Genomic DNA, 12934 nt, shown 5'->3' on the forward strand with positions numbered 1-12934 from the left:
ACCTTTTGCATAACTTTGATTATGCATATTCAGAACCTGCTTACTCAACAGTTTGTGTGGAAGCCTACGCAGCAGCAGCAGGAATCGTTTTTGCTGTTGGACGAGTTCTTGACGACCTTCCTACCGAGTACATGTTTCCTTTTGAAGGGTTATGCTGGCACGGGAAAGACCACGATTATCAGCGCGTTAGTAAAGGTTTTGCCGACGCTTCAGAAACGATCGGTATTACTGGCCCCTACCGGACGTGCTGCAAAAGTCATGCGTCACTATTCCGGAAGAAAAGCGTTTACCATCCATAAAAAGATATACCGAAAAAAATCTGCAGCTACCTTGGAGCTGGATTTTACCTTATCGGAAAATCTACATGAAGACACTTTATTTATTGTAGATGAATCATCTATGATATCAGATTCCGGTGAACAATTTTTTTCCCGGAGTTTATTAGATGACCTGATCCGTTATGTGCGATCGGGCCAAAACTGTTGCTTAATGTTCGTTGGCGATACGGCGCAGCTTCCGCCCGTTGGTATGCAGGAAAGCCCAGCTCTGGATCCGAATTACCTCGAAGCAAACTACCATCTAAGGGTCTTTCATTATGAACTTCGGGAAGTTGTTCGACAGGAAAAAGCATCAGGTATACTCTATAATGCTACCAAAGTGCGAAACGATATCCATTTGGAAAATCAGCGTGGTGGACTCCCCTTTCCACAATTCCATACCAAGGGATTTACGGATATCTTCCGTATGAATGGCGATCGGCTATTGGAAGGACTACATTATAGCTATGACCACTTTGATATTGAAAATACCATCGTGCTTTGCCGCTCCAATAAATCTGCTAATTTATATAACCAGCATATCCGAAATCAGATTCTCTTTCGCGACGAAGAAATTACTGGAGGCGATCTAATAATGGTAGTACGGAACAATTACTATTGGCTCCAGCAACATGACGAAAAAAACACGGGATTCATTGCTAATGGCGATCTGTCGAAAGTTCGGAAGGTCAGCAATATACACGATCAACATGGCTTCCGCTTTGCAGATGTCTCGCTGGAGTTTATAGATGATGACGAATTAGAACCGATAGTATGTCGTGTTCTACTTGATAGTTTGCACGTGGATGCGCCCAACCTGCCTCGTGAACAGCAGCTGCAGCTATATGAATCGATTGCGTTGGACTATGCAGACATACCGACCAAAAAAGATCGCTTGGAGGCCATAAAAAAAGACCCTTATTATAATGCCTTACAGATTAAGTTTGCTTACGCGATCACGTGCCATAAAGCACAGGGCGGACAATGGCCCTGTGTGTTTGTAGATCAGGGATATTTAAATGACGAGATGCTCAATATGGAGTTTTTACGTTGGCTCTACACCGCTATCACCCGGGCCACAGCACAATTATTTTTGGTTAACTTTAATCCTAAATTTTATGGAGAATAAGGTTTTTGAGCCCCAACTTGTCCAATTTCTGAAAGTCGATATCCGACAATACCCGGCAAAATCATTTAATCTGGATTTTATTCAGAAACATGGTTTTACAGTAGCTGGTTTGCTTGCGTATTCTTATCATCCCGACAACCAGGTTTCTTTTCGGGCGGCGTGGCTTCTGGAACATATCTGTATAAAAGACCCTGCTATCATCGCACCGATTTACAATACATTTATTAATCGGCTAGCAGCGCAAAAGCATTGGGGAACAATCCGCAGCTATACCAAAATAGCGATGCTGGCCACAAAGCGTAAAACAGCGATACCCCATACCAAAGAACAGGAAGAAATAGTAATTGAGCAGTGCTTTAATTGGTTAATTAACATAAGTTGTCCGGTGGCGGTGGTTGTCAACTGTCTCGACATATTGTATAACCTGCGTAAGAAAAATCCGTGGCTAGAAGAGGAATTAAAAGCACAGATTCAGCATTTGCTCAAAAATCCGACACCTGCATTGGCGAGCAGAGCAAATAAAATATTAAAACGAATTTCCTAGTCGCCTATCAAATGTCCATAAGGCTTAAGCAAATCCACATTATCAAAAATCACTTTACAAATACCCAATATGGGTATAAATAAAATCATGCCTGCCGCACCCCATACCATCCCTCCTAATAATAACCCCATAATGGTAAACAGCGGACTAAGTTTTACGTTTCCACCGGTAATTTTTGGCGTCAGCACATAGCTATCCAATTGTTGGACGGCTGCAAAAAAAATCGCGACGATGATCGATGTCGTCAACGAATCTCCGGTTATCAAGGTATATAAAACGACAATAGCGCCACCTAATACCGAACCTATATAAGGGATGACATTTATCAATGCCGCTAAAAGCGCAAAAAATAAGGCGTTTTTTACCCCAATGAGAGTCAACCCCGTGAAGTAGATAACCGATAGTATCAATACAACCAAAAAAATACCGCCAACGTACAGACTGGAAACCTTTGTTATTTTTCCTACGATTGTCTTCGCATGACCTACTTCATCATACCCAGCATGACGTTTGACCAATTGAAGGACAAACCATTTTATACGTTTTCTGTATATCAGCATCATAATCGTATAGATGGTGACAATTAAAATGTTACCCGCTAAGGAAACAATAGAGAAAACCGTACCACCCACAACTTCACCAGCCGCATTAGACCACTCCGATAATTGTTTCTGAAGATATTCTTTTTGTTTTATTCTGGATACATTAAAATGTTCAGTAATGAAGGCATGTGTTTCATCCAATACTACGTTTATCCGCTTCCCAATAACAACAATATCACCACCAAGACCTACAAGTTCACTGAATAATACATACAGCACGGCCATTATAATCAATATACTAACTAACACGACCAAAACTGCAGCCCAGCCTCGCTTCATGCCCCAGTGTTCTAATTTTTGACAAATAGGTACCAGTAACATAGCAAACAACGCGCTGGTAACGACAGGTACAAGAAAGCTTTTCGCATAATATAGGATTGCGAAAAGTAAAACAAAAAAAAGTAAAACTTGGTTAAAGATCCTTAATGTCGTAAACTTTCTATTTGTAGAATTCATCACGTTTGAAAAACAAGCAACTACATAAAAAGTTGTGGAGGAAAAGAAAATATACAATATTTAGAACAACGTATTCCCTCGGTGGAAGGTATTTTTCCCTAAGTGTTTGAAGGCCATCTCCGTACACTCACGACCGCGAGAAGTACGCATGAGGTAACCTTCTTGGATCAAAAACGGTTCATATACCTCCTCAATCGTTCCTTCATCTTCTCCTACAGCTGTAGCGATCGTTTTCAGTCCGACGGGCCCGCCTTTGAATTTATCGATGATGGTGGTCAGAATCCGATTATCCATCTCATCTAATCCATTTTCGTCTACATTCAGCGCATTCAGTGCATACTGTGCAATGGCCTTATCAATGGATCCGTTGCCTTTGATCTGCGCGAAATCCCGTGTCCTTCGGAGCAAAGCATTGGCAATACGAGGTGTTCCTCGGCTTCTCCTTGCGATTTCATAGGCTCCCTCTTCGGTAATGGGTGTATTTAAGATATGCGCCGATCTTAGCACGATAGTAGTCAATAACTTCGCGTCGTAATACTGAAGTCGTGAGTTAATTCCAAAACGAGCACGCAATGGAGCAGTTAACAGCCCCGATCGGGTGGTTGCGCCGATCAATGTAAACGGATTTAAGGAAATCTGTACCGATCGAGCGTTAGGACCGGTTTCTAACATAATGTCAATCTTGAAATCCTCCATCGCGGAATAGAGATATTCTTCTACCAAGGGACTTAAACGGTGGATTTCGTCGATAAACAAAACATCTCCTTCCTCCAGATTTGTCAGAAGACCAGCTAAATCTCCCGGCTTGTCCAATACTGGTCCAGAGGTAATTTTGATGTTTACACCCATTTCATTTGCAATAATATGGGATAATGTGGTCTTTCCTAGTCCGGGAGGACCATGTAACAACACGTGATCCAGTGCCTCGCTACGTAGTTTCGCAGCTTTGACAAAAATAGAAAGGTTTTCTAGTATTTTCTCTTGCCCCGTGAAATCCTCGAAGACTTGCGGACGCAATGCCCTTTCTATATCCCTATCAATGGAATTCAATCTTTCTGGATTCGGATCAAGATATTCATTCATATATACGCGAAGTTAACTATTTATATTTCTTAAACCAACTCTCTACTTTTAGTTGGATAACCCCAAAAAAAGCTTCACGGAATATGCGTGTACTCATCTTCGAGATCCCCTCTGTGCGATCGGTAAATATAATAGGTACTTCTACGAGTTTGAAACCATATTGGATGGATGTAAATTTCATTTCAATCTGGAAAGCATAACCGATAAACTTAATGTTGTCTAGTGGAATTTTTTCTAACACCTTCCTGGAAAAGCAGACAAAACCAGCTGTAGCGTCCTGGATAGGGATACGCATAATAAGTCGTACATACGCTGATGCAAAATAGGACATCAATACCCTGCTCATAGGCCAATTCACGACATTGACACCTTTTATATAGCGGGACCCAATGGCCATATCGGCTCCATCCAGACACGCTTGACGCAGGCGTATTAGATCGTCCGGATTATGGCTAAAATCTGCATCCATCTCATATATATAAGTGTAGTGGCGTTGCAAAGCCCATCGAAATCCGTGGATATAAGCAGTCCCCAATCCCAACTTCCCTACTCTTTCCTCGATAAACAGACGATCGGGATATTCCTGTTGCATAGCTTTGACAATAGATGCTGTTCCATCCGGAGAACCATCATCTACAACCAAAACATGAAACGGAATCTGTAAAGAAAAAACCTTCCGAATAATTTTCGCTATATTTTCTTTTTCGTTGTATGTCGGAATAATGACTAAACTATCTACCACGTTCGCTGAAATATGAGGTAATTTTTCTTAATCAATGCCATGCGTCATTTTCCGCAACTTACCGCTGAAGACCAACAATAACAAAGCTGCTACAATGGGAATGGATGCAATGATGTAAAAGAATATCGACATGGAATATTCTTCAGAAATCTTATCAATATACGATCCGGTCATTCCGGCAATAAAATTCGCGATAGCAGATGCCGTAAACCAAAGTCCGAAAAGCAAGCCCACAAATTTCTTTGGTGAAAGCTTACTGATATACGATAAGCCTACCGGCGATAAACAAAGTTCGCCTGTCGTATGGAAGAAGTATGCAAGTATCAGCCATACCATACTAACCGTAGCCGTTGTTGCTCCCTTCGGAATGGAGCTGGCTCCAAAAGCTAGGGCAACAAAACCTACGCCTACCAGCAAAAGCCCCATAGCAAATTTTACAGCCCCCGAAGGGTTCCATATTCTCTCCCACATTTTACTGAAAGAAGAAGCTAATGTAATGATAAAGAAGGAGTTTAAGATCTGAAACCAGGAGACCGTCACTTCTGTTTGTTCAGCACTGAATTCTCTGTATACCTTCCAGATGCCTAGTCCCCAAATAATCGCAAACGACAACGCCGTAAACATAATCGTTAACGGATAAGCAGAAGCAATTTTTTTAGAGAGACCATATAATACCCATGTGACGATTATGATTGGGAAAATGGTCAATGCCGCATCGACCCATTTAAAAGTTAGTCCGGCACTACCCTCCAAAACCCGTTGTGTATAATCTTTGGCAAAGATTGACATAGAACCTCCGGCCTGTTCAAAAGCGAAGAAGAAAAACACGCTGGCCAACATCAAAACCCCGGCGACGATAAGGCGATCCCGAACGACATGTTTAGGGGTCTCTTCGTCTGTAATCTTCTCTACGTGCTCTTCGGGTTTATGTTTTGTATCGGGCTTCTCTCCAATAATACCAAAAATCTTTTGTGCAAAAAAGAATTGTAGCATACCAAAAAACATGAATACGCCTGCCAGACCGAAACCGTAATGCCAACCAATTTTCTCCCCAATATAACCACATAACAACATGCCCAAAAAGGCTCCCGCATTGATGCCCATATAGAAAATGGTATAACCAGCATCTTTTTTTGTACTGGTGTCGGGATACAATTGTCCCACCATAGAAGAGATATTGGGTTTGAACAAACCATTTCCGAGAATCATTAAAACTAACCCCAGGTAAAAAAAGTGATCTCCAAATGTTTCAAAGGCCATAGACAAGTGACCCAAGGTCATGGTCAAAGCTCCAAGTAGAATTGCTTTCCGATAACCTGTGAGCTTGTCCGCGATCATCCCACCAATCAACGGCGTGAGATAGACCAATCCGGTATACCATGCGTAAAGTTGCATAGCGTCGGCATTTGTCCACCCCCATCCGCCTTTCACAATTTCTGTGATAAGAAAGACCGTCAATAGAGCGCGCATCCCATAGTAGCTAAAGCGTTCCCACATTTCTGTAAAAAACAGCACAAACAAACTAGCGGGATGTCCCATCACCATTTTATGGTCAATGCCCTGCGTTGCTAGGTGATTTATCAGGACTTGGTCTTCTTTTTCTTGATTCATCTCTTAAATTTTTCTTATAAAAATCAAAAATCCTTAGGTTTTTTCCTAATTGATTTTGGTTACTTCGCTACAAAGAAAATAAAAATTCTGGTTTTTCCCGTAATCTCCATTTTTTATTTTGTAAAATTTCAATTACGGGATAACCGATTTTTATAAAGTTTTAAATCTCTCCAAAAGTTTTTTAGTTGCCAAGACACCTTCTACTTCGGGCAACTTTTTACCTTCATATTCAATTCCGACATAGCCCTTAAACCCAGCGTCTTTCACAATTTGCATCATGCGGTGATAATCGATGCCCGTTTCGTTGCCATTTGCATCAAAATCATGAGATTTAGCACTTACTCCTTTGGCATAAGGCATCAAATCCTCGACCCCCTGATAACGGTCATATTCATAAAAATTACCAAAATCAGGTAAACTTCCGCAGTTTTTCTTCCCCACTTCTTTCAATACACCTGCCAACCAATCACCATGCGAGGAAATACCACCATGGTTTTCTACGACAACATTAATCTTTGCTTTTTTTCCGTAGTCCGCCAAGGTACCCAAGCTGTTCACGACACGTTGCGCAACCTCTTCTGGCGTTCCTTTTCCTGCTGCATTTACACGAATGGCCTTACATCCTAAAAAAGCGGCTGCATCGATCCACTTATAATGATTGTCAACGGCTTGCAGTCGCTTCGTATCATCTTCATCGCCTAGATTTCCTTCTCCATCAACCATAATTAAGACATTCTTCACACCGTTGTCCTTAGCACGGTGATTTAAATCTTTAAGGTAAGTCATATCTTTCGCTTTGTCCTTAAAAAATTGGTTTACGTATTCTACTCCGTAAATATTAAATTTCTTGGCAGCAAATTCCGGAAAATCGATGTTTTTTAAATCTCCAGCAAATAATGTTTTGTGCAATGACCATTGCGCTAATGAAATGTCAAACCACGATTTTTTTGCGGCAAAAACGTCCAACGACGGAGCTATCATTACACCTGCTGTGGCTAATCCTAGGTTTTTTAAAAAAGTTCTTCTTGAGTTCATGAATTTTAAAGGTTTAATTAAATATTAGCCCATCCAGATGTTAACACATCGGCAATGTGCTTCGTCTTGACGGGGAGTTGATGCTTATCAATGTAAGCCTGTATCTGTAATAAACAAGAGCTATCTGTTGAAATAATGTAGTCAGCTTTTACGGCCATCGCATTTTGCACTTTCTGCTCAGCCATCGCTGCCGATATGCCTTCAAATTTCACAGCGAAAGTCCCCCCGAATCCACAACATGTTTCTTGATCGCGCATGGGAACAACCTCAAGACCACCTACTTGGGCAAGCAATTGTCGCGGCTCATCTTTAATTTTACACTCTCTTAATGCGGCGCAAGAATCATGATAAACTGCCGTCCCCACTAACTCAGCACCAAAATAATCTTTTTTTAACACATTTACCAAAAAGTCGCTCAGTTCGTAAATATTCGATTGGATATTACGACAGCGGTTATGTACCGTAGTATTCGTAAAAAGGTCGTCGTATCCATTTTTAATCATACCTGTACAAGAGGCCGATGGGGATACGATGTAATGATCTTCAGAAAAATCGTCCAGAAATTTTAGTCCAACTTTCTTAGCCTCATCCCAGAATCCTGCATTATATGCAGGTTGCCCACAACACGTTTGTTTCGGGTTGTAGATTACTTCGCAACCTGCCTTTTGAAGCAATTTCAATGTGCTGAAAGCAGTCTCTGGGTAAACTTGATCTACAAAACAGGGTATAAATAATTCTACTTTCATAACGTCATTGCTTTATTAAATCGCAGCAAGCGAAAGAGTAGACCACATCCAATGATAAAAAATACAGAAAGAAATAAAGCAGAGTAACGTATGTTGTGGGTAAACTGCTCTATCAATCCGAACGAAAATAAACCTAACACAATAGCCAATTTTTCCGTAATGTCGTAAAAACTAAAAAAAGATGTCGTATCCTTGATGTTTTCTGGAAGAAATTTAGAATAGGTAGAACGTGATAGAGACTGAACTCCGCCCATTACTAGTCCAACCAAACACGCTAAAACGTAAAACTCTGTTTCGGTTTTTATAAAAAATGCGGACACACAGACACCGATCCAAACAAACACCACAGCAATCAAAACCTTAATATTGCCAAATTTTGTAGAGAGCTTGGACATTAAATAAGCACCGAATATAGCTACTAATTGAATTAACAATATGGTAATAATGAGTTTAGAGCTTTCGAGTTGAAGTTCTTTAGCACCAAACGCAGCCGCTACGATCATTAACGTCTGAACACCGGCAGCATAAAAGAAGTATGCTGGTAAAAATCGGCGAATACGCTGCATTTTTTGAATGCGGCGCAGCACAATACGATACTCTATAATAACCGTACGAAAAACTTTTTTCGAAGCCAAGATTGCGGACTTTTGGTTATTCGGGAGCACAAAAAATGGAATTGTCGAAAAACCAGCCCACCACAGCCCCACAAGTAAAAAGGATAATCGTGGTCCAAAGGTCGAATCTGTTATACCAAACCAATCGGGCTTTAAAATAAACACCAAACAGATTAGTTGTAAGGTCACGCAACCAACATAACCATAAGCAAAGCCCTGTGCACTCACACTGTCCTGCTTATCTACCGTCGCGATTTGCGGTAAATAAGAATTGTTAAATAAAACACCTCCAATATAGCCCATAGCCGCTAAGCCAAACAATACTACCCCTAACTCTAATGTTTCCAGCTTAAAAAAGAAAAGTCCCATACAAGCTATGGCACCAAAATAGGTGAAGAACATCATCATAGTCTTCTTTTTCCCTTGTACATCCGCATAAGACGAGAGAAAAGGTAATACACAAGCCATGAAAAGATAAGAAAAAGCCAACGCAAAGTTGGAAAGAGCGGTATTGACTACCTCAAACCCAAAAAAACTAACCACATCACCCTTTTCCGCAGTCTGCGTGATCGCTGTGTAATAAGCAGGAAAGATGGTCGATGTAATGACCAGATTATAAGCCGAGTTCGCCCAGTCAAACATGGACCAAGACCGAATCAAGCGTCTGTTGTTTTTTTCAATGACACGCATAAATCAAAGCGAAGATACTATATGTTAACAGAAAATTAAAAATTCTTCCGTATAAAAGTTATAATCCGGGAAACTTCCTGACGAACTGGCATTGGAGATCCAATAAAATTATTATGAAGAAAAGAAAACGCTAAATTACGCCCGCTACGGGCTTGAATATAACCGCTCTGACAATATACACCCTTAAGCGTTCCTGTTTTTGCCCAAACAAAGGGCATCCCGCCGTCTAATTGATAGGTGTTTCGCAAAGTGCCTTCCAATCCGCCAGCAGCAAATAGATAATGAAGCTCATCGACATCATTAACCTCTCGCGCTATCATCAGTAGTAGGTCAACTAAAGCCCTCGGTGTAACCTTATTATAAGGTGATAAACCACTACCGTCGTAAAGATCAATTTTATCCATAAGATAAGCAGGATAAAAAGTAGCCATATCTTTTCTTAATCGAGCAGTGAGGAATGCATGGTATCGATTTAAAGCGACAACCATCATTAACTGTTCTGCTAAAAAATTATCGCTGGTCAACATCATTTCCCGCAAAACATCTCGTGTAACAGCAGAATACAGGGTGTCCACCTTTATAGGTTTAGGGTAGCTAATGAAATTCACCTGTTTATGTAAGGTGTCCTGCAATAATTGTACAAATAGCTTATCAGAATATTTGAAGGGTTTTTGGGTTATATAACTGTTTGGAATGTTGGTATTATTAATCAAAAATGTATTATCGTTCCAATCTCGGCGAATCCAGAAACGATCAGTAGCCACCCCATCGCTAGCAATATCAACCTGAAAACGCGCTGGGGAAACTCGAAGTTTATGCCCTACACTTCGGAAGGTAGCCACATTGCCATAAATGGGAAATGCAGTTATTTCTGGCTGATAATATTCGTCGTAATCTTCCATGGCCCATCCCATCCGGTAAAATGGCTCGTCTGCAGTCAGGTCGCCTACATAAAACAGCTTTTTATCTGTCTCGGCTAAGAAATTATAGACTTTGCGTGTATCCAATTTCGGATGTAGAAAGGTAGGGTCACCTGTCCCCCAAAACAACAACGAGTCTCCCTTTTCAATATAATGGAGAGCGGGAATCGAATCTTCTAAATTTTTCAGTGCGGTAAACAAGGTGAATATCTTCGTGTTGGAAGCTGGAGTAAAATACTTATCTTCATTCGTTCCCAGCAGAAATTGATGCTGGTCCATATCATAAAGGCTAAAGCCAAATATATGATCTTTAAATATAGGTGATTGGTATAAACGACTACTTATTAAGGAAGTATCTTGTGAAAACGTAATGTAAGTAGAAAAGAAAAATATAGATAGGACAAGTAACAATTTAGTCATGAGCGCACTTTAATACATACTTGATCCCACCGATAATATGCTTTTGAAATGAAACTTCATCAAAAGACTTCTCCGTATGTCCAAGTCCCGTATAGAATGTACGTCCGCCATCGAACTCTCTAAACCAAGCTATTGGATGAAACTTTCCCATGGTGCCACCTTTATAGCTTTGCTCATCGAGGGTCATCAGGACATGCAAGCCGGGCTGTATATCTCTAAAATCGTACCATTCATCTTTATGCCACCAAACTTCAGACAAGTGTCTTGTTGCTAGATGTGTACGATCTATAACATCAATTTTAGCTTCTTGTACAGGCGGATGTTGTGTAAAATAGCCACCAACTAATTCACCATACCAAGGCCATTCAAACTCCGTATCGGATGCTGCATGTATACCAACAAACCCCTTACCTGCGCGGATAAAGCGTTGAAATGCCGTCTTTTGTTCGTCATTAAATAGATTTCCGGTTGTACTTAAAAAAATGACAGCAGCAAATTGCTGCAGGCTATCTGCACAAAAATAGCGTGCATCTTCCGTATGCACCGTAACAATCCCCTCTGATTGCAGTATTTTTTTCACTGTTTCCACACCTTTTGGAATACTTTTATGCCTAAAACCCGTTGTTTTGGTGAAAATCAGAACCCGCTCCTGACTATAGGCAGTAACCATCTGCCCAAAAAGAAGGAGGCTTATAAAAAGTAGAACGTGTTTCATCATACATTTTTATTTTTATAAAAGTTTAAACTCTCTATAATCAACTCTTCTTTTACGTATCTATCGTAATCGCATTTTCCAATTTCAGACAGCAAAGCAAAACCAAGTCTCTTGCCGTCATTCTTTTTATCATTTTGCATCAAAGCAATGAGTTCTGAATATATCTCTTCAGTAAAGGAATAAGGTTCAAAACGATTATCGAATGCTGTCTCTATTTGAGCCAAATCTTCTCCCGAAAGGCCGTTTATTTTATGCGCAATATAGGCTTCACAAATCATACCCAATGCAATCGCTTCACCATGTAAAAGGGGGTTCGCATCGTGTATAAGGGAATATGCCTCTACTGCATGCCCAATCGTGTGGCCAAAGTTTAAGATTTTCCGAAGTCCATTTTCGGTCGGATCTTGTGTAATTACTTCATTTTTTATTTCCACCGACCGGAAAATGATACTATCTAAATTATTACTGCTTAATTCGATATCTTTTACACTGAAAAACAAATCTTTATCATAAATCAATCCATGTTTAATAACTTCTGCAAACCCCGAGCGCATTTGACGATCATCCAGGGTTTCAAGAAATTTCCCGCTAATAAAAACAGCTTGGGGTTGCGTGAATGTACCAACGATATTTTTTATATGATCTAAATCGATTCCCGTTTTCCCGCCAACAGAAGCATCTACCTGCGAAAGCAGGGTCGTCGGAATCTGGATAAAGTCAATTCCTCGTTTAAACGTGGAAGCGGCAAATCCACCCATATCGGTCACCACCCCTCCTCCCAAATTTATCATGAGCGCCTTTCGATCAGCGCCGAAATCAAGCATAGTCTTCCAGACGCCTATACAAAAATCAATATTCTTATTTTCTTCTCCCGGATCAATTTCAATAATATCGTAATCCGTTATCTCAGAAAGTGCAGATTGTAATATCGGTAAACAGTGATCGTTGGTATTGCGATCAACTAAAACCAAAATTTGGGAATAGCTGCGCGAGGTAATGAATGTCGCTAGAGATTCGAGGTTGTTTTCGAAAAATACCGAATAGCCGAGACTGGCGATTTGTTTTGTCATGTATTGCGATGTTTGAAATATGAAAGCACTAAATTAAACAATTTTTACTTGCTGTCCATCAAATTCAATGATGTCTCCCACTTTTACTTTTAATCTTTTTCTAAAGTCTACCTGACCGTTATATTTAACCAAGCCCTCCTCAACAACAAGTTGTGCCATGGCCCCATGTTCCACCCAATTCATCACCTTTAATAACTGGATTAATTGGATATATTCACCCCTTAACGAAAATGTTTGCAT

General features: G+C 40.4%; 13 protein-coding genes. 2 read left to right on the top strand and 11 right to left on the bottom strand.

All coding sequences use genetic code 11. The annotated features are described in order from the left end of the window. Positions 1 to 21 precede the first annotated feature (21 nt). Together H8B17_RS06865 and H8B17_RS06870 are read left to right on the top strand one after the other, a co-directional pair. Positions 22 to 1446, top strand: a complete 1425-nt coding sequence (locus H8B17_RS06865; RefSeq protein ID WP_190308473.1) for an ATP-dependent DNA helicase — start codon at positions 22 to 24, stop codon at positions 1444 to 1446. Then, positions 1436 to 1990: a hypothetical protein gene (locus H8B17_RS06870; RefSeq protein WP_190308474.1), complete on the top strand. Its 555-nt coding sequence runs from the start codon at positions 1436 to 1438 to the stop codon at positions 1988 to 1990. Before H8B17_RS06865 ends, H8B17_RS06870 begins: the two co-directional genes overlap by 11 nt. On the opposite strand, the gene H8B17_RS06875 is transcribed toward H8B17_RS06870, so the two are convergent. From H8B17_RS06875 to H8B17_RS06925, 11 genes are all read right to left on the bottom strand, one after another. Beyond that, positions 1987 to 3048, bottom strand: coding sequence for an AI-2E family transporter (locus H8B17_RS06875; RefSeq protein ID WP_190308475.1), 1062 nt, complete (start codon positions 3046 to 3048; stop codon positions 1987 to 1989). The two genes, H8B17_RS06870 and H8B17_RS06875, sit on opposite strands and share 4 nt — an antisense overlap. Before the next feature lie 60 nt (positions 3049 to 3108). Further along, a complete protein-coding gene (ruvB, locus tag H8B17_RS06880) occupies positions 3109 to 4131 on the bottom strand; it encodes a Holliday junction branch migration DNA helicase RuvB (RefSeq protein ID WP_190308476.1) in 1023 nt (340 codons plus the stop codon). A gap of 16 nt (positions 4132 to 4147) precedes the next feature. Beyond that, complete coding sequence (locus H8B17_RS06885) at positions 4148 to 4873, bottom strand: polyprenol monophosphomannose synthase (protein ID WP_190308477.1); 726 nt, start codon at positions 4871 to 4873, stop codon at positions 4148 to 4150. A gap of 27 nt (positions 4874 to 4900) precedes the next feature. Beyond that, positions 4901 to 6484: a peptide MFS transporter gene (locus H8B17_RS06890; protein WP_190308478.1), complete on the bottom strand. Its 1584-nt coding sequence runs from the start codon at positions 6482 to 6484 to the stop codon at positions 4901 to 4903. Positions 6485 to 6634: 150 nt separating this feature from the next. Further along, positions 6635 to 7519, bottom strand: a complete 885-nt coding sequence (locus H8B17_RS06895) for a sugar phosphate isomerase/epimerase family protein (RefSeq protein ID WP_190308479.1) — start codon at positions 7517 to 7519, stop codon at positions 6635 to 6637. A gap of 17 nt (positions 7520 to 7536) precedes the next feature. Then, complete coding sequence (locus H8B17_RS06900; protein ID WP_190308480.1) at positions 7537 to 8265, bottom strand: (Fe-S)-binding protein; 729 nt, start codon at positions 8263 to 8265, stop codon at positions 7537 to 7539. Next, positions 8262 to 9569 carry an MFS transporter gene (locus H8B17_RS06905; RefSeq protein ID WP_190308481.1) on the bottom strand — a complete coding sequence of 436 codons (1308 nt, stop codon included), beginning with the start codon at positions 9567 to 9569 and terminating at the stop codon, positions 8262 to 8264. Before H8B17_RS06905 ends, H8B17_RS06900 begins: the two co-directional genes overlap by 4 nt. Positions 9570 to 9604: 35 nt before the next feature. Further along, entirely contained in the window at positions 9605 to 10909 is a 1305-nt protein-coding gene (locus tag H8B17_RS06910; protein ID WP_190308482.1) for a D-alanyl-D-alanine carboxypeptidase/D-alanyl-D-alanine-endopeptidase, read from the bottom strand. After that, a complete protein-coding gene (locus H8B17_RS06915) occupies positions 10902 to 11627 on the bottom strand; it encodes a ThuA domain-containing protein (protein ID WP_190308483.1) in 726 nt (241 codons plus the stop codon). Before H8B17_RS06915 ends, H8B17_RS06910 begins: the two co-directional genes overlap by 8 nt. Next, positions 11624 to 12694 (bottom strand): 3-dehydroquinate synthase, encoded by a 1071-nt coding sequence (aroB, locus tag H8B17_RS06920; protein ID WP_190308484.1) that lies wholly within the window; start codon positions 12692 to 12694, stop codon positions 11624 to 11626. Before aroB ends, H8B17_RS06915 begins: the two co-directional genes overlap by 4 nt. Positions 12695 to 12727: 33 nt before the next feature. Further along, positions 12728 to 12934 (bottom strand): RNA-binding S4 domain-containing protein, encoded by a 207-nt coding sequence (locus tag H8B17_RS06925; protein WP_190308485.1) that lies wholly within the window; start codon positions 12932 to 12934, stop codon positions 12728 to 12730.

The organism is Sphingobacterium arenae (assembly GCF_014692505.1).
Classification (GTDB): Bacteria; Bacteroidota; Bacteroidia; order Sphingobacteriales; family Sphingobacteriaceae; genus Sphingobacterium; species Sphingobacterium arenae.

Excerpts from the sequence above, each read along its gene's own strand:
- H8B17_RS06865 (WP_190308473.1), top strand. The coding sequence starts at position 22 with ATGCATATTCAGAACCTGCTTACTCAACAGTTTGTGTGGAAGCCTACG.
- H8B17_RS06870 (WP_190308474.1), top strand. The coding sequence starts at position 1,436 with ATGGAGAATAAGGTTTTTGAGCCCCAACTTGTCCAATTTCTGAAAGTC.
- H8B17_RS06875 (WP_190308475.1), bottom strand. The coding sequence starts at position 3,048 with ATGAATTCTACAAATAGAAAGTTTACGACATTAAGGATCTTTAACCAA.
- ruvB (WP_190308476.1), bottom strand. The coding sequence starts at position 4,131 with ATGAATGAATATCTTGATCCGAATCCAGAAAGATTGAATTCCATTGAT.
- H8B17_RS06890 (WP_190308478.1), bottom strand. The coding sequence starts at position 6,484 with ATGAATCAAGAAAAAGAAGACCAAGTCCTGATAAATCACCTAGCAACG.
- H8B17_RS06895 (WP_190308479.1), bottom strand. The coding sequence starts at position 7,519 with ATGAACTCAAGAAGAACTTTTTTAAAAAACCTAGGATTAGCCACAGCA.
- H8B17_RS06900 (WP_190308480.1), bottom strand. The coding sequence starts at position 8,265 with ATGAAAGTAGAATTATTTATACCCTGTTTTGTAGATCAAGTTTACCCA.
- H8B17_RS06905 (WP_190308481.1), bottom strand. The coding sequence starts at position 9,569 with ATGCGTGTCATTGAAAAAAACAACAGACGCTTGATTCGGTCTTGGTCC.
- H8B17_RS06910 (WP_190308482.1), bottom strand. The coding sequence starts at position 10,909 with ATGACTAAATTGTTACTTGTCCTATCTATATTTTTCTTTTCTACTTAC.
- H8B17_RS06915 (WP_190308483.1), bottom strand. The coding sequence starts at position 11,627 with ATGATGAAACACGTTCTACTTTTTATAAGCCTCCTTCTTTTTGGGCAG.
- aroB (WP_190308484.1), bottom strand. The coding sequence starts at position 12,694 with ATGACAAAACAAATCGCCAGTCTCGGCTATTCGGTATTTTTCGAAAAC.
- H8B17_RS06925 (WP_190308485.1), bottom strand. The coding sequence starts at position 12,934 with ATGCAAACATTTTCGTTAAGGGGTGAATATATCCAATTAATCCAGTTA.